Raw genomic sequence first — 18,254 nt, 5'->3', positions numbered from 1 at the left:
GTCATGCTCCGCGGTCAATCCCCTGCGTCCAGACGCCGCACCAGGGCGATGTAGCGGCGTTGCGCCTGGTCGGCCGGCAGCCCGGCCAACAGACTCCAGGCGGCGTGGCGGACCTGGCCGCGGGCATCCGCATCAGGCGGCGCCGCCGGCGGGGCGTCGCCGTGGCGCGCTTGCTGCTCGTAGGCGGCAAGCCGGATCGCCACGGCGGCCGAGGGCGGCGCGGACAGCGAGCGCAATTCGATGACGGCCGCCTCGAACGCATCGGGCAGGGCCTGCGTGCCGAGGGCCAGCGTGGCGTCGTCCATGGCGTCGCCTTCGGGTTCGTGGCCGCCGGCGGCAGCCAATCTGCGCCACAGGGCGTCTTCGTGCCCGGGGTCGTCGGCGCGGGCGGTGACCTTGCTGATGGCGTTGTTGCGCAGGCGCAGCGTGTGCGTGGACGCGCCGTGATACAGGTTGGCGCCGTCCTGGACCTGGAAACGCAGCGGCAGCACGATGGAGCGTCCGGCCAACGCGGGGTGGCCGACATCGCTGACCGCGAAGGTGTTGCGCGAATAGTCCATCAGCCGCGAGAACAGGGTGATCAGCGCGCTCCGGCCTTCGTAGACGCCGCTGATGGGGTTGTCGCCTTCCTCGGTCCAGACCACGTCTTCGGCGAACAGCGGGAACAGGGTTTCGAATTCCCCGGTCAGAAGGGAACCCCGGTACGCGTCCAGGATGCGTTCGACATCCGCGGCGCCCATGGGGGCCGCGCGTCCGGCCGCGCGCGGCGATTGCGCGGCAGTGGGGTCGCGGTCCATGAACTGCAGCACGGTGGCCGCCACGAGGTCGCGGTCATTGTCCACGCAGATCATGTGATAGCTGTTGTCCAGCAGCACCAGCCGGCTGCCCGAAATCGCGTCATGCAGCAGGCGGGCCGAGCGCACCGACGTGAGCTCGTCCTCGTGCGCGTGCATGATCAGCGTGGGGCAGGCGATGCCGTCCAGTCCGCGCACAACGGCGTCGCGCAGCCGGTCGACTTCGCGCACGCAGGCCAGCGGCACCCAGCGGTAGTGGAAGTTCTCGCCCCGTTCGAACTTGGCCTTGACAATGGACCGCACCAGTTCGTTCTTGATGCCGAAGGGCTCTTCCTCTTCCACGCGCATGCGCGCGGCCAGGCCGGGGATGCGGTAGACCAGTTGGCGCAGGCCGCGGTACCAGGGCGTGCTCCAGCCGTCGATGAAGACGGGGGCGGCCAGCGACACCAGCTTGCCCTGGCGGTGCCCGACCCGCTTGCACAGTTCGACCGCCAGCAGCGCGCCCAGGCACATGCCCATGACGTGCACGGTGTCGTGGCGCGCAGCGACTTCGCGGTACTTCAGGGTGACGGCGTCCAGCCAGTCTTCCATGCGTACGGACAGCAGGTCTTCGGGCGAACCGCCGTGGCCGGGCAACGTCAGGCTGTACGTCTGGACGCCGGCGCGCTTCAGGACCTTGTGCATCGACCCCAGGTCGTACTCGGTACCGCCCAATCCGTGGATCAGGAGCGCGCCCGTGCCGGACGGCGCGTCGGGACTACTGGACACCATCGGCCGGCTCGCGCTCGATCTCGCCCAGCCGCCACATGCCGGCCACGACCGCCACGCTGCCATCGAAGTCGGGCAGCGGCGACCCCCGGTCGCTGACCAGCCGCCAGCCGCCGGCCGAATGAGCCACGCGGAACAGCAGGGGCGTGCGGTCCTGGGCGCCGGCGCGGCGCGCCGCCCAGTGCATCGCCAGGCGCGACCGGTCTTCCGGGTGCGCATGGGCGGTCAGCGTCGCCAGGTCGGTGATGGCGGTGGCGGGCAGGCCGAAGGCGTCCTGCAGGTCGCCCGCCAGTTCCAGCTTGCCGTCATGGGGGTTGAAGCGGTACATCAGCTGGTGGCTGCCCGCCAGCGCCAGGTCGAAGCGGCCGCGCCATTGCTCGGCGCTTTCAAGCGCCTGGGCGCGCGCGCCGCGCAGGGTGTTGACCAGCAGCAGCAGCAGGGCGGTGACCACCAGGTAGACCTGGGTGGCCAGCAGCGCGTGCCAGGGGTCGTTGGATTCGACGAACGGGCCTTCGCCCTGGGCGCTTTGATACAGCGCCATCAGCATCAGCGTGACCATCGCCAGCGTGCCGCCCGGCGTGCCCCAGACCAGCGCGATCAGCACGGCGAACACCAGCGGCAGATAGGTCAGCTCGAAGGAGACAACGTAGGGCAGGTTCTGGATCATGTCGCCGTCGAACGTCATGAAGGTCGATACGATCATCAGCGCGTAGGCCGCCGCACCGATCAGCAGGTCCCGCATGCGCGGGCCGCCGGAGCGCCGCGGCCGGAATTGCGCCCAGCCCGTCAGCGCCGGCGCCAGGATCAGCACGCCCGCCAGGTACGCGGTGACCCAGGTGCGCAGGCGGACCAGCGCGTGGGCTTCCTGCGTCAGCCATAACCAGCCGCCGCCCATCAGCGCGCTGCTGGCGGCCCCCGCCACCGCGCCGGCCAGCAGGGCGGCCACGAAGCCCGGACCCTCGGCGCGCGGCGACAGGCGCTGCACGGTCCAGGCCGCCAGCAGCGAAGACAGGCTGCCCGTCACCGCGAAGGCGATGGCGGTGGCGGGTTGCCCGCGCGCGACCAGGGTCAGCAGCAGTTGGGCGCAGAAAAACCCCACGGCCAGCAACAGCCAGTCGCGGCGCGGCGACAGCAGGTAGGCGCCCACGGCCACCCCCGGCGGCAGCCAGACGAAGAGCGCGTGGCTGACCGGGTCGTTGAGCAGGTGGGAGAACACGCCGCACAGCAGATAGGGGATGGTCCACAGCAGGCAAAGCGGATTCTTTCTAACCGTGTCGGTTATGCCCATGTCGGTCCTTGCAAACACATTGAGTCGTGGCGAAGCATGTCCGCCGTGATGAGCGGGTTATACACGGCCCGGCGGCCGTTGCGAAGCACCCGCGCCACACTGGCACGCGAAAATCTTGGTACCCTTGAATGCACTTCCGTTTCCACCGCCCTCTCAGTGCCCCAGGTTTCAGTGCTTTCCTTGTCCGCCCCGACCCTGCCCGTGCCCGCCTCCGCCCTCTGTGCCGCGGCGCCTGCCGGCCCGCCCCGGTTTGCCAGGCGGCCCCGTCCGCTGGGGCGGCTCTGGATGTGTGCCGGCATCGTGGCGTTGCTGCTTCTGCTGACCGCTTGCGGCACCACCAAGGTCCAGCCCGGCTACTACCGCGTCCAGTCGGGCGACACGCTGACGCAGATCGCGCGCAAGCAGGGCACCAGCGTCAGCAACCTGGTGCGCTGGAACAGCTTGTCGAATTCGAATGCGATCGAGGTCGGGCAGATGCTGCGGGTGCAGGCGCCGGGCGGACAGGCCAGCACCTCCGCCTCCGGCAAGGCGCAGTCCCGGCCCGCCGCCTCGTCGCCGCGGACCTCCACGTCGTCGGCCAAGCGGCGCACCGCGCCGCCGGGCGCGATCTCGCTGGTGTGGCCGGCCCAGGGCAAGGTCACGCGCGGCTATGACGGCGGCGGCTCCAACGGCATCGTCATCTCGAATTCGTCGGGCACGCCGGTGGTGGCCGCGTCGGGCGGCACCGTCGCCTATTCGGGCAGCGGCCTGCGGGGCTACGGCCACCTTGTCATCATCAAGCACAACGCCAGTTTCCTCAGCATCTACGCCCACAACAGCAAGCTGCTGGTCAAGGAAGGCCAGAGCGTGAAGCAGGGGCAGAAGATCGCCGAAATGGGCAACAGCGACAGCAAGCAGGTCGGGCTGTATTTCGAATTGCGCTATGACGGCCAGGCCGTCGACCCGGCGGGGAACCTGCCGCCCCGGTAGAGGGGGGAGCGCGCAAGCAACCGCCAGGAAACCGCAGTCGCGACCCCGCCGCTGCCGGGGCAGCCGGACCAAGGGCGGCCCACTGCCGCTGCGCAAAGCAGATATGCGATTCCGCGCATAGCGTCGCCGCCGCCTCGCGCCTACCATGCTGCAAACACTAGAACCACCAGGGTGGAGACAGCATGAGAATGGCAAGTGCGCTGACCGCATTCGGCGTCTGGCTCGGTGCGGGCCTGATCGCTACCGCCGCGGCGGCCGGGGCGTATCCCGACAGACCGGTCAAACTGATCGTGCCGTTCCCGGCGGGCGGAGCCACCGACCTGATGGCGCGCTCGCTGGCACAGGGCCTGGGTGAGAAACTCGGCCAGACCGTCGTGGTGGAGAACCGCGGCGGGGCGGGGGGATCGATCGGCGCCGAAGCGGTGGCTACCGCCGCGCCCGACGGCTACACGCTGCTGTACTCGACCATGGGGGTGCTGACGATCAACCCGTCGCTGTATCCCAAACTGCGCTACGACCCGCAGCGCAGTTTCGCACCGGTGTCTCTGACCAACCTGACCTCGAACCTGCTGGTGGTCAACCCGGCCCTGAAGGTCAATTCGGTAGCCGAGTTGGCCGACCTGGCGCGTCAGCGGCCGGGCGAGCTGACTTTTAGCTCCTCGGGCAACGGCACCACCAGCCACCTGGCCGGAGAGATGTTCAAGACGGCGGCCCACGCCGACATCCGGCACATTCCGTACAAGGGTACGTCGGGCGCCATCAACGACTTCCTGGCCGGCCGCATCTCGATGATGATCGACACCTCCTCCAATTTCATCGAGCAGGTCAAGCAGGGCAAGGTGCGGGCGCTGGCCGTGACCAGCCGCCAGCGGCTGGCCGCCTTGCCCGACGTGCCGTCCATGTCGGAGGCGCCCGGTTTCGAGGACTACGAGGTCAGCCTGTGGTCGGGCGTGCTGGCGCCGGCCGGCACGCCGCGCCCCGTCATCGACCGCCTGAACGCCGACATCAACGCGGTGATGACCTCGCCGCAAATGGTGGAGCGCATGGCCAGCTATGGCATCCAGACCACTCACAGCACGCCCGAAGCCTTCGCGGAACGCATCCGCGTCGATATGGCGAAATGGGCGCGCATCATCGAACAGTCCGGCGCCCGGGCCGATTGACGCCGTAACGCTCTGGCTGGCCAACCGGGCCGGCCCTTCGAGAGGAACCCCATGCGCTTGATGATCCGATCCTTGTTGGCGGCGGTTGTCGCGTCCGCCGTGTCCCTGTCCTCGGCGGCGGCCTACCCCGACAGGCCGGTGATTTTGGTCAATCCCTACGCCGCCGGCGGCCCGGCCGACGTGGTGGCGCGCAGTCTGGCGCGCGCGCTGGAAAAGCGCCTGGGCCAGCCGGTGGTGGTGGAAAACAAGCCCGGCGGTGGTGCTTCCATCGGCACCGGCTTCGTGGCGCGCGCCAAGCCCGATGGCTACACGCTGCTGCTCGGCACCTCGGCCGGCCACGTGGTGACGCCGCTGATGCAGAAGACCGTGTACGACGGCGTCAACGGCTTCGCCTTCTGTTCGGTGGTGGCCGAGCAGCCGATCATGCTGGTGGTCAACCCGGCGCGCGGCATCCGCACGGTGTCCGAGCTGATCGCCCGAGCCAATGCCGAACCCGGCAAGCTGAGCTACGGCTCTGCGGGCGTGGGCGGCGCCACGCACCTGGGCGCGGAGCTGTTCCAGCATGCCGCGCACGTGCAGTTCAACCACATTCCCTACGCCGGCGCTTCGCCCGCCATCAATGACGTGGTGGGCGGCCAGACCGACCTGGCCATGCTGAACCTGTCGGCCAGCCTGCCGTTCATCCGCCAGGGCCGGTTGCTGGCGCTGGCCTATGCCTCGGACAAGCGCTCGCCCTTGTTGCCGGACGTGCCGACATTGGCCGAAGCCGGCGTGCAGGGCGCGGACGCGGCTACCTGGTACAGCCTGGCCGCGCCCGCCGGCACACCGGCCGCCATTGTGCGGACGCTGAGCGATACCGTCCGGGCCGTGAACGAAGATCCCGACTACCGCCGCGTGATGCAGGAGCAGGCGATAGCCTTGATGGCGCTGTCCCCCCAGGACGCGCAGGCCTACGTCGTCAAGGACCAGGCGGACATGCGGCGCCTGCTGGGCACGCTCGGGCTGTTGGCGAAATGACGGGGCGGCGCCGGTCATCGCCACGGACACAACATCCATGAACTTCGATTTCAGCAAGCTCAGTACCGCCAACGCCTTCAAGCTGCTCTCCAGTGTGGTCGTGCCGCGCCCGATCGCCTGGGTGGTCAGCCAGTCGGCGCAGGGTCAGCGCAACGCCGCGCCGTTCTCGTTTTTCAACGTGGTCAGCAGCGACCCGCCCATCGTTGCGCTGGGGATCGGCCCGCGCGGCGGGCAACTGAAGGACACCTCGCGCAACATCCTGGAAACCGGCGAATTCGTCATCAACCTGGTCTCGGCCGAACTGGCCGAGCAGATGAACCGCACCAGCCTGGACTACGTCGCCGAGGTCGACGAACTGGCGCGTGCCGGCCTGGCGACCGAACCATCGCTGGTGGTCTCCCCGCCGCGCATCGCGTCCAGCCCCGCGGCGCTGGAATGCCGGGTGTGGAAGGTAATCGACGCTGCACCGCAGCGTGTCATCGTGCTGGCGCAGGTAGTGGCGCTATATCTGCGCGACGACGCGTTGCTGGATGCGGAACGGTTCCATGTGGATACGCCCGCGCTGCGGCTTCTGGGCCGCATGCACGGTGCCGGCTGGTATGCCCACACCAGCGACCTGTTCCAGATGCGCGCGCCGGAAGCCGCCAACGATCCGACGGTACGGCCGGCGCAGGGCCATTGAGCCACGCCACGATTCTGAATCTTTTGGGAGCCTGTTGATGAAACTGCATTGGTCGCCGCGTTCGCCCTTCGTGCGCAAGGTGATGATCGTCCTGTACGAAGCCGGCATTGCGGACCGCGTGACATTGGTGCGCACACCGGTTGCGATGGACAAGCCCAACCTCGACCTGATGGCCGACAACCCATTGATCAAGCTGCCGACACTGGTGCTGGATGACGGCACGCCGGTCTATGATTCGCGCGTCATCTGCGCCTACCTGGACGGCTTGACCGGCGCCGGCCTGCTGCCCGCGGAACCGGCCGCGCGCCTTTTGGCCGAACGCCGCCAGGCGCTGGGCGACGGTTTCCTGGACGTGCTGCTGCTGTATCGGCAGGAGCGCAACAAGCCGGTCGATAAGCAGACCCCGGCGTGGCTGGACGCGTTCGCGCTCAAGGTACAGGCGGTGTTGGCCGCTTTGGAAGCCGAAGCGCCGACCTTGCAAGCCAGCCGCTTTGACCTGGGCCTGATCGCCATCGGCTGCGCGCTGTCGTATCTGGACTATCGTTTCCCGGAACGGGTCTGGCGCGACGGACATCCGCAGCTGGCCGCCTGGCACCAGGACTTCAGTGCGCGCCCCTCGGTGCAGCGCAGCCAGCCCGAAGAGACCCCTTGAACGAAGGACGATGATGAGCCGTATTCCCTTGCCCACGCCCGACAGCATGAACGACGACCAGAAGCGCGTCTACGAGCGCATCGTCTCCGGCCCGCGCGGTCGGCTGGTCGGCCCCTTGCGCGCGGCGCTGCACAATCCCGATCTGGCCGAACGCTGGCAGGCGCTGGGCGCCTTGCTGCGCTTTGGCACCAGCCTGCCGCCGCGCGTCAGCGAACTGGCCATCGTGGTGACCGCGCGGCGCTGGAACAGCCAGATCGAATGGCACATCCACGCGCAGGCCGCCCGCGCCGCCGGCATTGCCCAGGCGGTGCTGGACGCCATCCAGGCGCGGCGCGAGCCGCAGTTCGACAGTCGCGAAGACGAGATCGTCTACGCCTATGCCCGCCAGTTGCAGGAGACCGGCCAGGTTGATCCAACGTTGTATGCCGAGGCCGTTGAACGCTGGGCCGCCGTCGGCGTGGTCGAACTGACCGCCGTGATCGGCTACTACACCATGGTGTCGATGACGCTGAACGCGCACCAGATCCCGATGCCGGACGACGCGCCCGCGCCGCTGGACCTGCCGCAACAGGATGGCCATCCGGCGCTGAGCCATCTGGCTCCGCTGGCCGGGCGGGGGTGGGCATGACCCGTGACGCCGCAAGCGCCTATGTGCCAGCTACTGTCGAGACGCCGCGCATGCCGGTGGCCCCCGCACAGCCCTTGCCGCCAAAGGCCTGCGACACGCACTGTCACGTGTTTGGCCCATACGGCCGCTTCCCGCTGTGGCACCCGTCATCCTATGCCGCGCCCGACGCGCCGGCGGGGCGCTACCTGCATATGCTGGACACCTTGGGCGCCGCGCGAGGGGTGCTGGTGCAGCCCGCGCCCTACGGTACCCATCCCGAGGCCTTGCTGGATGCTCTGGCACAGGGCGGCGAGCGCCTGCGCGGCATCGCCGTGGCCGACCCGTCGGTCAGCGATGCGCAACTGCGCGCCCTGTACGACGGCGGTGTGCGCGGGCTGCGCTTCGTTGAGGCGCGCGATCCGGCCGGCAACCTGTTCCCGGGCAGCGTTGGCTTTGACCAGGTCGCCGCGCTCGCCCCGCGCATGAAGCATCACGGCCTGCATGCGCAGCTCTGGGCCCCGTGCGACACCTACCTGCGGCACCTGCCGACGCTGGCGAAATTGGACCTGCCGCTGGTGATCGACCACCTCGGCAGCCTGGTGCCCGCGCGTGGCCAGCTGGATCCCGCGTTCCAGTTGCTGCGCGGCTTGCTGGCCGAGGGCCGCATCTGGATGAAGCTGACGCTGTGCCGCGTGGGCAGCGCGCCCGACTACGAGAACGCGCGCTTCATCCACGACGCCTTCGTGGACGCCAATCCCGACCAGTTGCTGTGGGGTTCGGACTGGCCCTTCGTGCGCATGGGCCAATCGGCGCCCTCGGCCGACGCGCTGGTGGCCGTGGCGCAGCGCTGGCTGGGCGATGACGGCTTGCGCCGCAAGGTCTGGGTCGACAACCCGGCGCGGCTTTACGGTTTCGCTTGAAACGGGCCGGCGGCCCCGTCAGGGGCTGGCGTGCCACACGCCTTCGCCGCCGATCTCGCGCACCAGGCTCTGGATCTGCGCCGCAACCTCGGTGACGGTGCGGCCCGGCCCCTTGGCACGGGCGAACGCCATCGAGATGATGCGGCCCATGGTGGGATCGCGCAGCGCCGCGATGCTGAGGCGGCCTTCCTGCACCTCCTGCCAGACCGCGTGCAGCGGCAGCACCGTGTACATGTGCTCGTGTTCGACGATGGACTTCATCAATGGCAGCGAATCGGCCTCGATCAGCGGCGCGATGGTGATCTTGCGCGCCCGCGCCAGCCCGTCCAGCGCATTGCGCAGGCCGTTGGGCGCGCCCGGCAGGATGAAGGGCAGGCCGTCCAGTTGCTCGAAGACGACCTCGCCGGCGTGCGTCAGGGGATCGCCGGCCGCGCCGACCAGGTAAGAATCGACCGATGCCAGCGCCAGTTCGCCCGGCGGGCACTTGTCGCCGTAGCGGTACAGGATGGCGATGTCGACGCGGCTGTCGGTCAGCCATTCCTCGATCTGCCCGCTGGAACCTTCCAGGATCTTCAGGTGTACCTTGGGAAACTGCTTGCGCAGCCGCGAGAACAGCCTTCGGATCAGCGGATGCGCGGTGGACGGCAGCAGCCCGAGCGTGACCTCGCCGGCCGGCTCGCGCGCTTCGCCGTTCAGTTCCAGTTCCAGCCGCTCGGCGTCGCCCAGCAGGGTGCGCACCAGTGGAAACAGGCGTTCGCCCACTTCGGACAGGTGCACGCCGCGGCCGGTGCGGTTGAACAGCCGCGCGTTGCACTCGCGTTCCAGGGCGTTGATGCGGCGGCTGAGCACCGACTGGTCCTGATCCAGGTAGAGGGCGGCGCGCGAGATGCTGCCAAGTTCCGCAATGGCCAGGAAGGCCCGCCACTTGTGCAGGTCGGCGGTGACGTCCAGGCTCAGGCCCGTGGCTTTGGCAGGTGGCATGATCGAAATGGCGGCAACGAAAGAGACGGCATAAGGGTAGGGCAAAAGCGGCCCGGCATGGGGTTATTCCAGCCCCAACTTGCCGCGCCGGATCACCTCGCCCCATTTCTTCGACTCGGCCTGCATCAGCGCCTGGTAGGCCTCGGGCGTGGTCGCAGTCGGAATCGCGCCCTGGTCGATCATCTTCTGCCGCAGGGCCGGGTCGGCCAGCGTCTGGGCGATCGCTTGCGACATCTTCTGCACGATGTCCGGCGGCGTGCCGGTCGCGGCGATGATGCCGTAGTTCGATTCCACGATCACATCGGGAAAACCCGCTTCCTTGGTGGTCGGCACGTCGGGCAGCCCCTCGAAGCGCGTCGGGCTGGCCACTGCCAGCGTGCGCAGCTTGCCCGCCTTGATGAAGGCCAGCACCGCCGAGGTGTCGCCCGGAAACATCTGCACCTCGTTGGACAGCAGCGCCGTGACCGCGGGCGAGGCGCCCTTGTACGGCACGTGCATGATGTCGATGCCGGTCTGCTGCTTGAGCAGTTCGCCGCCCAGGTGCGGCGTGGTGACGTTGCCGGCCGAGCCATAGTTGTACTTGCCGGGCTGGCGCCGGGCGCTCTCGACGAACGCGCCCAGCGTCGTGTCGGGCAGCGCCGGGTTGACCACAATCACCAGCGGAATGCGCGCCACCAGAGATACGTACTGGATCTTGGACACGTCGTACGGCACCTTCATCACGTGCGGCAGGCCGGTGATGGCGCCCGGCACGCCGAAACCGAAGGTGTTGCCGTCGGGCGTGGCGCGTACCGTGGCGTCCACGCCGATGGTGCCGCTGGCGCCGGCCTTGTTTTCGATCACGATGGTCTGGCCCAGCCGCTGGCCCAGCGCCGGCGCCAGCAACCGCGCCAGGTTGTCGACCGAACCGCCGGGCGGGTAGGGCACGATCAGGCGGATCGGCTGGCTCGGCCACGGCGCGGCCGCCTGGCTGGCGCTAGTGAACGCGGTGCCCAGCAGCAGGGCCACCACCGTCAATGCGGTTGTTTTTTTCATGTGTCTCTCTCCTGTGGCGCCGGCTCGGGGCCGGCGCGTTGTTGTCATGCGCCTTCCAGCCCAAGCTGTCTGGCGTAGATATTGCGCTGGATCTCGTTGGTGCCGCTGAAAATGGTGGCCGCCAGCGCATTGACGTACGGCGCCAGCGCGTGCACCTGACCGTTGCCATAGCCCAGCCGCATGTCCGCGCCGCCGTATTCCTCGGCGATCTGGATCAGCAGGGCACCCAGCCGCTCGTGGGTCTCCGTGGCCCAGATCTTCAGCAGGGACAGCTCCGGGGGCAACGTCCGCCCCGCCTTGGCAAGGTCGGCGAACACGCCATACATGGCGGTCAGGTCGGCCGCATCCATGCGAAGCTCGGCCAGTCGATCGGCAAACGCCGGATCGGCCAGCAGGCCCCGCTGGCGCGCGATGCTGAAGATCTGCTGCAAAGCATGGTTGGCATGCTTGGGGCTGCCGCTGAACAGCCGCTCGAAGCCCAGCAGGGCCTTGGCGATGCCCCAGCCGGCATTCAGGTCCCCCACGATATTGGCGCGCGGCACGCGCACCTGGTCGAAAAACACCTCGCAGAATTCCGCGTGTCCTGACAGCGTGCGGATGGGACGACGGCTCACGCCCGGGCTGGACAGGTCCACCAGCAGGAAGCTGATGCCGGCCTGCTTCTTGACCGTCTTGTCCGTGCGCACCAGCATGAACATATGGGTAGCGTCCTGCGCCAGCGTGGACCAGGTCTTCTGGCCGCTGACCACCAATTCGTCGCCATCCACCAACGCCTCGCAACGCAGCGACGCCAGGTCCGAGCCGGCGTTCGGTTCCGAATAGCCTTGTGCCCAAACTGCCTTGCCCGACAGGATGCCGGGCAGGAAGCGCTTGCGCTGTTCTTCGGTGCCGTAGCGGATCAGGATCGGCCCCAGCATCACCAGCCCCTGATCCGGCGCGCGCGCCACCCCGTGGCGCTCGGCCTCTTCGATGAAGGCGATCTGGCGCGCGGGCGACAACGCCATGCCGCCATGCTCGCGCGGCCACGACGGAGCGATCCAGCCCTGGCGCGACAGCGTGTCGTACCAGTCCTTGATCTCGTCCCAATGCAGCCGCCACGGCACATGGCGCAGGTGTTCGGGATAGCGGGCGCGGAAGAAGCCGCGTACCAGCCGGCGGAAGTCCGCTTCCGGCATGCCGTTCCAGTCGGCCGTACGCGGGAAGTCCGTCACCGGCGCGGCCTCGTCGCCGTCGGGAGCGGACGCAGGCAGCGCCGCCAGGGCGCCATAGCGCTGGCGGTGCGCGCTGGCGTTGCCCAGCCACGCCGCCAAATGCAACGCGCTGCGGAAATACAGGCTGACGTCGCATTCCTCGGTATAGCCGATGGCGCCGTGCAGCTGGATCGCCAGCCGCGTGGCTTCGAGCCCCGCGCGCGCGGCGCGGGCCTTGGCGCGGCTGGCCGCCGTCTTGCGCAGGGTGGCGTCGTCGGGCCGCGCGTCGAGCGTATCGAGCGCATCCAGCAGGCTGTTGGCCGCCAGCTCGACCTGCATGGCCGTATCTACCAGCCGGTGCTGCAAGGCTTGGAAAGACGCCAATGGCCGGCCGAACTGCTGGCGCGTATTCAGATAGGCCACCGAATCGGCCAGCACCTGCCGGGCCACGCCCACGAGTTCTGCCGACTGCATCAGCCGGCCCAGGTCCAGCGCCTCGTCGACCGCGTCCAGCACGTCATCGCGCGCCAGCAACGCCTCCGCCGGAACGATGGCGGCTTCGATTGCCAGATGGCAAGCGGGGCTGCCGTCGGCGCGCTCGTGCACATGGGCCGTCACGCCCGGCGTGCCGGCCGCGACGAAGAAGAGGGCAGTCCCGTGTTCGCCGTCGGCCGTGACCAGCCAGCCGTCGACGCCGGCGCCCGGCACGACGTGGCGCTTCTCGCCGTTGAGCACATATGCGCCTTCGCGCTCGATCACGCTGACGCCAAAGGCCGTGGCAGCCTCGCCGGCCTCCAGTTGGCCCTCGGTCTCCTGCCACGCCAGTCCGACCAAGCTTTCGCCGGCGCACACTGCCTGCAGCAGCGCATCGCGGCGTGCGGCCGCGACCGGCGTGATCCGCGCCAGCAGCGTCACGGGTAGCACGCCCGCGCCCACCAGCGGCTCCGGCAGTTGCGCGCGGCCCGCTTCCTCCAGCACCGCCGCCATCGCCCGCCAGCCCAGCCCCAGGCCGCCTTGCGCCTCGGGAACGCTCATGCCCAGCCAGCCGACGCCGGCAATTTCGCGCCAGTAGTCGCGATCCACGGGGGCCGCGCGGCGCATGCGCTGGCGCTGGTCGCGGCGTTGCAGGAAATCGCGCGCGCTGTCGCGGATTTCTTCGATCAGCTCATGGTCCACGCTGCTCATACGATGCCCGCTTCCCGTAGCCGGGCGATCTCATCCTCGCGCAGCCCCAGCTCGGCACGCAGGATCTCGGCCGTGTGCTCGCCCAGCAAGGGCGGGGGCAGCCCGCTTGTGATCGGTGTGCCGGAAAAATGGATCGGGTTGCGAATGACCGGTATGCGCCCCACCTGAGGATGCTCCACCTTGCCGAGCACTTCGCGGTGCCGCACCTGCGGATCCTGGAACACCTGGTCCATGGTGTAGATCGGCCCGCAGGGTACATTGGCCGCCGCCAGCGCCTGGTTCCAATCCTGCACGGTGCGAGCGCGCATCGCGGGTTCTATCAGCCGCGACAGGTCCGCTTGCGCGCCGGCGCGCTTGGGGTTGGTATCAAAGCGCGCATCGCGCCCCAAGTCCGGCAAGCCGATCACGTCGCAGAAGCTGCTGAACTGCGAGTCATTGCCCACCGCCACCATCAGGTGCCCGTCGCGGCACTCGAACGCCCGGAACGGCGCGGTGATCTGCGAGGCCGACCCCATGCGGGCCGGCAACTGCCCGCTGGCCAGATAGTTCATGCCGATGTGCGACAGCGCCGCGATCTGCGCGTCCAGCAGCGCCAGGTCGATGTGCTGGCCTGCGCCCGATATCTGGTCGCGGTGTCGCAGCGCCGCCAGAATGGCGCACACCGCATAAAAGCCGGCGGTCAGGTCCGACACCGAGTAGCCCGCCTTGACCGGCCCGGCGCCCGGCTCGCCGTCAGGCACGCCGGTCACGCTCATCAACCCGCTCATCGATTGGAAGATCGGGTCATAGCCCGGCAAATGGCTGTAGGGCCCGGTTTGGCCGAAGCCGGTGATCGAGCAATACACCAGCCGCGGGTTGACCGCCGACAGTGCCGCGTAGTCCAGTCCGTAGCGGCGCAGGTCGCCGGCTTTGAAGTTCTCGATGACGATGTCCGCTTGCTGCGCCAGCCGGCGCACCAACGCCTGGCCCTCGGATCGCGAAATGTCGATGGTCAGCGACTTCTTGCCGCGGTTCATCGCCACGAACGACGAGGTCTGCGGACCGGGCGAGCCATCGCGGCCGGGCATAGGGTAGCCTTGATGGCGTACATCGTCGCCGCGCCCCGGGCGCTCGACCTTGATCACCTCGGCGCCGAAGTCGGCCAGCATCTGCGCGGCCCAGGGCCCCGAAAACACGCGGCTCAGGTCCAGCACCTTCACGCCGTCCAACGCGCTCGTCATGTCGTCTCCTCGGTATTTTTCTTGAAATATGGGTAGCGCTCGGCCTTGCACCTGCAACGCCACCGCGATAGCTGCAATAGGTCGCGTCGGGCCCCGGCTAGCGGCCCTGGAACACCGGCGCGCGCTTTTCCAGGAAGGCGCGGCGCGCTTCCAGGGCGTCCTCGGTCTTGGCGATGGCCGCCGTCATGTCCTGCTCGTAGCGGTAGCCGTCGCGCAGGCTCATGTCCTCGATGGCGTTGAGCGTCTGCTTGGCCAGGATGGTTGCCAGCGGGCTCTTGGATGCCAGTTCGCGCGCCAGTTCCAGTGCTCGCGGCATCAGCGCCTCGGCCGGCAGCGCTTCCTCGACGATACCGAGCCGGTACAGCTCGTTGCCGTCCACGCGCAGCCCGGTCAGCATCATTCGCCGCAACCGCGAATGGCCGAACAAGCGCATTCCGTGGCGCCCACCGCCCAGCAGCCCGACGTTGATTTCGGGCAGGCCCACCACGGCGTCGGATGACGCCAGCAGAATGTCGCACGAGGCCACGATGGCCAGCCCCGCGCCCAGCGCCGCGCCATTGATCGCGCCTACCACCGGCTTGGCGCACTCGCGGATCGCATGGAAGCACTCGCGAGTGCGGCGTGAATGCTGCGGCAGGTCGCCCGGCCCCTTGATGGTGGCGGCGCGGTTCTTCAAGTCGGCGCCCGCGCAGAAGGTCTTGCCCTGGCCTGACAGCACGACCGCGCGCACCTCGGGCGTCTCGGAAATCCGGTCCAGCACCCACGACAGCTCGTTCATCATTTCCGTGCTGAGCGCATTGACGGGGGGATTGGCCAGCAGGATGGTGGCGACGCCGTCGTCGATACGGACGTCCAGCGCGGTATAGGGCCCGGCCAGATTCTCCGGCATGTTCATAGTGGTCTCCTTGTTGTCCGGTCAGATGATCTTGCGGTCGCGGTAGTCCTGGATCTGCGCCGCGCTCAGTCCCAGTTCGGCCAATACCTCGGCCGTGTGCTGGCCCAGCAGCGCCGGCGCGCGGTCCACTCGCAGTGTGGATTGGCCAAAGCGCAACGGGTTCATCACCTGCGGCACCTCGCCGGCGGTGGCGTGGGGCAGGCGCCGCAGCATGCCGCGGTGCAGCACCTGCGGGTCCTCGAACACCTCGGGCACCGTGTTGATCGAACCGGCCGGCACGCCGGCCTGCTTGAGCAGGGCCAGCCAGTGGGCGCGCGGCCGGGTGATGAAGATAGCGTCCAGCAACGGATCGAGCGTGTCCAGGTTCTTCACGCGCTGGCTGTTGCTGACGTAGCGCGGGTCGCGCGCCAGCTCGGGCTGGCCCAGCGCCGTGCACAGCGTGGCAAATTGCGCGTCGTTACCCACCACGATGACGATGTCGCCGTCCGCGCACGCGAAGGTGCGTTGCGGCTGGATGTTTGGGTGCGCGGTGCCGGTGCGGCGGGGAACCCGCCCGCCCAGCAGGAAATTCATCGCCTGGTTGGCCAGGAGGCCCACCTGCACGTCCAGCATGGCCACGTCGATGTACTCGCCCTGGCCGGTCTGCGCGCGTCGCAGCAAGGCGGCTACGATGCCCAGCGCCGCATACACGCCGGTGGTCAGGTCGACGATGGGGACGCCCACCTTCTGCGGCCCGCCGCCCGGCTTGTCGTCGCGCTCGCCGGTCACGCTCATCAGCCCGCCCATGGCCTGGATCAGGAAGTCGTAGGCCGGCTCGGCCGCGCGCGGTCCCGTCTGTCCGAAGCCCGTCACCGAGCAATACACCAGGCGCGGGTTGATGGCGGACAACGACGCGTAGTCCAGTCCCAGCCGTGCCAGCGTGCCGACCTTGTAGTTCTCTAGCACCACGTCGGCGTCGCGGCACAATTGCTTGACCAGCGCCTGGCCCTCGGACGTTTGCAGGTCCAGCGTGATCGAACGCTTACCCCTGTTGGTGGCGATAAAGTAGGCGCCGTCCGCCGTGTCGCGCCCTTGCTCGTCCTTCAGGAAGGGCGGCCCCCAGGATCGGGTGTCGTCGCCCTGGCCGGGCCGCTCGACCTTGATCACATCCGCGCCCAGGTCGGCCAGGATCTGGCTGGCCCACGGCCCGGCCAGCACGCGGCTCAGGTCGAGCACTTTCAGGTTGGATAACAGCGGTTGCAAAAGCCCTCTCCTTGACTGCGGTGATTTGGTGGCAGTCTAGGTTTTGCAGGGCTCCGCAGGATCGGCCCGAGGGCGCAAAGCTGTTATGCGGTTCGCGCCGCACCTGGGTGGCGCGGATCAGCGGGAGACAGGGGAAAAGTCATCTCAGGATAGCGCCGCGTCCTGCGTCAGGGTCGAGATGAACGTGGCGGTGCGCGGGTCGGCGGGACGCGAGAAGATCGTCCGGGACTCGCCGGCTTCCACCACGACGCCATCCAGCAGGAACACCACTTCGCGCGATACGCTGGCGGCCAGGCGCAGGTCGTGCGTGGCCATCAGCATGGTCATGCCTTCCGTCGCCAGCTGGCGCAGCACATCCACCACTTCGGCGGCCAGGCCCGGGTCCAGCGCGGAAGTCGGCTCGTCGCACAGCAGCACGCGCGGCGCGGGCGCCAGCGCGCGGGCGATCGCCACGCGCTGCTGCTGGCCGCCCGACAGGTTGGCGGGCCAGGCGTCGGCCTTGTCGGACATGCCGACTTTCTTCAGCAGTTCTTCGGCCCGCGCGCGGGCGCGGTCCAACGGCCATTTCTGCACCGTCAGCAAGCCTTCCATCACGTTGCCGATCACCGTCTGGTGCGGAAACAGCTGGAAGTTCTGGAACACCATGCCGGTCTGCTTGCGCACGCGCTGCACCTGATCGCGCGGCAACTTCCGGCCCGGTTCGAATTCCACCGTTTCCGGCCCGATGACAAGCGTGCCGCGGTCGGGCACTTCCAGCAGGTTGACGCAGCGGAGCAGGGTGCTCTTACCGCTGCCCGACGGGCCGATCAAGGCGGTGACGCTGCCTTCGGCGATGCTCACGTCCACTTGCTTGAGCACGGGATTGCCGCCGAAGGATTTTTCGATTTTCTGCAGGCGGATCATCGGCTTTTCTCGGAAAACACGGCGTGCTGGCCAAAGCGCCTCTCAAGCCGGACTTGCGCGGCCGACAGGACGGAACTGAACACCAGATAGATCAGCGCGGCTTCCGTGTAGAGGATCAGCGGTTCATAAGTGACGGCGGCGATGCGTTGCGCGGCCTGGAAGATCTCGGGCACGGTCAGCACGGCCGCCAGCGACGTGTCCTTGACCAGTGCGATGAAGGAATTCGACAGCGGCGGCACCGCCACGCGGGCCGCTTGCGGCAGGACCGTGCGGCGCAGCGCCTGGCCACGCGTCATGCTGAGCGAATACGCCGCTTCCCACTGGCCCTTGGTGATGGATTCGATGGCGCCGCGGATCACTTCCGAGTTGTAGGCGCCCACGTTCAGCGTGAAACCGATCAGCGCGGCGGGCAGCGGATCCAGCACGATGCCCACGCTGGGCAAGCCGTAGAAGATCACGAACAGCTGCACCAGCAGCGGCGTGCCGCGGATCAGCCATACGTAGAAACGCACCACCGCCACCAGCGGCGCCGGGCCGAACAGCCGGATCAGCGCCACCAGGAACGCAAGCGCCAGACCCAGCGCGAACGACATCAGCGTGAGCGGCACCGTGAACACCAGCCCGGCGTGCAGCAGCGGCCAGAACGAATCGGCCATCAACTGCACCCAGGCCGGCACGGTCCACGAGCCGATTTGCGCCAGCAGCCAATCGGGCATGACGGCCTGCAGCCAGGAGGGTAGCGT

At 68.5% G+C, this 18,254-nt stretch carries 17 protein-coding genes; 7 read left to right on the top strand and 10 right to left on the bottom strand.

The window, feature by feature from the left end:
• Positions 1-14 precede the first annotated feature (14 nt).
• Both A9973_RS20415 and A9973_RS20410 read right to left on the bottom strand, forming a co-directional pair.
• Entirely contained in the window at positions 15-1,565 is a 1,551-nt protein-coding gene (locus A9973_RS20415; RefSeq protein ID WP_183015500.1) for an acyl-CoA-binding protein, read from the bottom strand.
• Entirely contained in the window at positions 1,552-2,850 is a 1,299-nt protein-coding gene (locus tag A9973_RS20410; protein WP_220805588.1) for an MASE1 domain-containing protein, read from the bottom strand. Before A9973_RS20410 ends, A9973_RS20415 begins: the two co-directional genes overlap by 14 nt.
• A gap of 285 nt (positions 2,851-3,135) precedes the next feature.
• Here A9973_RS20410 and A9973_RS20405 point away from each other — a divergent pair, with 285 nt between their 5' ends.
• The 7 genes from A9973_RS20405 (at position 3,136) to A9973_RS20375 (ending at position 8,860) form a co-directional block, all read left to right on the top strand.
• Positions 3,136-3,819, top strand: a complete 684-nt coding sequence (locus tag A9973_RS20405) for a peptidoglycan DD-metalloendopeptidase family protein (RefSeq protein ID WP_183015499.1) — start codon at positions 3,136-3,138, stop codon at positions 3,817-3,819.
• A 182-nt stretch (positions 3,820-4,001) separates the two neighbouring features.
• Positions 4,002-4,982 (top strand): tripartite tricarboxylate transporter substrate binding protein, encoded by a 981-nt coding sequence (locus A9973_RS20400; RefSeq protein WP_183015498.1) that lies wholly within the window; start codon positions 4,002-4,004, stop codon positions 4,980-4,982.
• 60 nt (positions 4,983-5,042) lie between these two features.
• A complete protein-coding gene (locus tag A9973_RS20395; protein ID WP_255469245.1) occupies positions 5,043-5,999 on the top strand; it encodes a tripartite tricarboxylate transporter substrate binding protein in 957 nt (318 codons plus the stop codon).
• 37 nt (positions 6,000-6,036) lie between these two features.
• The gene (locus tag A9973_RS20390) at positions 6,037-6,681 is read left to right on the top strand and encodes a flavin reductase family protein (RefSeq protein WP_183015496.1); all 645 of its coding nucleotides are present in this window, start codon (positions 6,037-6,039) and stop codon (positions 6,679-6,681) included.
• 37 nt (positions 6,682-6,718) lie between these two features.
• Positions 6,719-7,333 (top strand): glutathione S-transferase family protein, encoded by a 615-nt coding sequence (locus A9973_RS20385; protein ID WP_183015495.1) that lies wholly within the window; start codon positions 6,719-6,721, stop codon positions 7,331-7,333.
• A gap of 13 nt (positions 7,334-7,346) precedes the next feature.
• Positions 7,347-7,961, top strand: coding sequence for a carboxymuconolactone decarboxylase family protein (locus A9973_RS20380; protein WP_183015494.1), 615 nt, complete (start codon positions 7,347-7,349; stop codon positions 7,959-7,961).
• On the top strand, positions 7,958-8,860 hold the full coding sequence (locus A9973_RS20375) for an amidohydrolase (RefSeq protein WP_183015493.1): 903 nt from the start codon (positions 7,958-7,960) through the stop codon (positions 8,858-8,860). Before A9973_RS20380 ends, A9973_RS20375 begins: the two co-directional genes overlap by 4 nt.
• 18 nt (positions 8,861-8,878) lie before the next feature.
• On the opposite strand, the gene A9973_RS20370 is transcribed toward A9973_RS20375, so the two are convergent.
• The 8 genes from A9973_RS20370 to A9973_RS20335 all read right to left on the bottom strand — a co-directional run bounded on the left by A9973_RS20370 (position 8,879) and on the right by A9973_RS20335 (position 18,188).
• Positions 8,879-9,841 (bottom strand): LysR family transcriptional regulator, encoded by a 963-nt coding sequence (locus tag A9973_RS20370; RefSeq protein WP_183015492.1) that lies wholly within the window; start codon positions 9,839-9,841, stop codon positions 8,879-8,881.
• 63 nt (positions 9,842-9,904) lie between these two features.
• Positions 9,905-10,876, bottom strand: coding sequence for a tripartite tricarboxylate transporter substrate binding protein (locus A9973_RS20365; protein ID WP_183015491.1), 972 nt, complete (start codon positions 10,874-10,876; stop codon positions 9,905-9,907).
• Positions 10,877-10,920: 44 nt separating this feature from the next.
• Entirely contained in the window at positions 10,921-13,251 is a 2,331-nt protein-coding gene (locus tag A9973_RS20360; RefSeq protein ID WP_183015490.1) for an acyl-CoA dehydrogenase, read from the bottom strand.
• A complete protein-coding gene (locus tag A9973_RS20355; protein WP_183015489.1) occupies positions 13,248-14,471 on the bottom strand; it encodes a CaiB/BaiF CoA-transferase family protein in 1,224 nt (407 codons plus the stop codon). The genes A9973_RS20360 and A9973_RS20355 overlap by 4 nt, the downstream gene beginning before the upstream one ends.
• Positions 14,472-14,568: 97 nt before the next feature.
• Positions 14,569-15,366, bottom strand: coding sequence for an enoyl-CoA hydratase/isomerase family protein (locus A9973_RS20350; protein WP_370539515.1), 798 nt, complete (start codon positions 15,364-15,366; stop codon positions 14,569-14,571).
• A gap of 21 nt (positions 15,367-15,387) precedes the next feature.
• Positions 15,388-16,608, bottom strand: a complete 1,221-nt coding sequence (locus A9973_RS20345) for a CaiB/BaiF CoA-transferase family protein (RefSeq protein ID WP_183015488.1) — start codon at positions 16,606-16,608, stop codon at positions 15,388-15,390.
• Between the two features lie 144 nt (positions 16,609-16,752).
• Positions 16,753-17,511 carry an amino acid ABC transporter ATP-binding protein gene (locus A9973_RS20340; protein ID WP_183015487.1) on the bottom strand — a complete coding sequence of 253 codons (759 nt, stop codon included), beginning with the start codon at positions 17,509-17,511 and terminating at the stop codon, positions 16,753-16,755.
• Positions 17,508-18,188, bottom strand: a complete 681-nt coding sequence (locus A9973_RS20335) for an ABC transporter permease subunit (protein ID WP_183015589.1) — start codon at positions 18,186-18,188, stop codon at positions 17,508-17,510. The genes A9973_RS20340 and A9973_RS20335 overlap by 4 nt, the downstream gene beginning before the upstream one ends.
• Positions 18,189-18,254 lie beyond the last annotated feature (66 nt).

The organism is Achromobacter sp. UMC46, from assembly GCF_014170335.1.
Lineage (GTDB): Bacteria > Pseudomonadota > Gammaproteobacteria > Burkholderiales > Burkholderiaceae_B > Achromobacter.
The sequence above is the reverse complement of the archived record's forward strand: the minus strand, read 5'-3'. Positions and strand labels throughout refer to the sequence as shown.

What these genes read in the sequence shown, in the direction of transcription:
- A9973_RS20415 (WP_183015500.1), bottom strand. Translation starts at nt 1,565, where the DNA reads ATGGTGTCCAGTAGTCCCGACGCGCCGTCCGGCACGGGCGCGCTCCTG.
- A9973_RS20410 (WP_220805588.1), bottom strand. Translation starts at nt 2,850, where the DNA reads ATGGGCATAACCGACACGGTTAGAAAGAATCCGCTTTGCCTGCTGTGG.
- A9973_RS20405 (WP_183015499.1), top strand. Translation starts at nt 3,136, where the DNA reads ATGTGTGCCGGCATCGTGGCGTTGCTGCTTCTGCTGACCGCTTGCGGC.
- A9973_RS20400 (WP_183015498.1), top strand. Translation starts at nt 4,002, where the DNA reads ATGAGAATGGCAAGTGCGCTGACCGCATTCGGCGTCTGGCTCGGTGCG.
- A9973_RS20395 (WP_255469245.1), top strand. Translation starts at nt 5,043, where the DNA reads ATGATCCGATCCTTGTTGGCGGCGGTTGTCGCGTCCGCCGTGTCCCTG.
- A9973_RS20390 (WP_183015496.1), top strand. Translation starts at nt 6,037, where the DNA reads ATGAACTTCGATTTCAGCAAGCTCAGTACCGCCAACGCCTTCAAGCTG.
- A9973_RS20385 (WP_183015495.1), top strand. Translation starts at nt 6,719, where the DNA reads ATGAAACTGCATTGGTCGCCGCGTTCGCCCTTCGTGCGCAAGGTGATG.
- A9973_RS20380 (WP_183015494.1), top strand. Translation starts at nt 7,347, where the DNA reads ATGAGCCGTATTCCCTTGCCCACGCCCGACAGCATGAACGACGACCAG.
- A9973_RS20375 (WP_183015493.1), top strand. Translation starts at nt 7,958, where the DNA reads ATGACCCGTGACGCCGCAAGCGCCTATGTGCCAGCTACTGTCGAGACG.
- A9973_RS20370 (WP_183015492.1), bottom strand. Translation starts at nt 9,841, where the DNA reads ATGCCACCTGCCAAAGCCACGGGCCTGAGCCTGGACGTCACCGCCGAC.
- A9973_RS20365 (WP_183015491.1), bottom strand. Translation starts at nt 10,876, where the DNA reads ATGAAAAAAACAACCGCATTGACGGTGGTGGCCCTGCTGCTGGGCACC.
- A9973_RS20360 (WP_183015490.1), bottom strand. Translation starts at nt 13,251, where the DNA reads ATGAGCAGCGTGGACCATGAGCTGATCGAAGAAATCCGCGACAGCGCG.
- A9973_RS20355 (WP_183015489.1), bottom strand. Translation starts at nt 14,471, where the DNA reads ATGACGAGCGCGTTGGACGGCGTGAAGGTGCTGGACCTGAGCCGCGTG.
- A9973_RS20350 (WP_370539515.1), bottom strand. Translation starts at nt 15,366, where the DNA reads ATGAACATGCCGGAGAATCTGGCCGGGCCCTATACCGCGCTGGACGTC.
- A9973_RS20340 (WP_183015487.1), bottom strand. Translation starts at nt 17,511, where the DNA reads ATGATCCGCCTGCAGAAAATCGAAAAATCCTTCGGCGGCAATCCCGTG.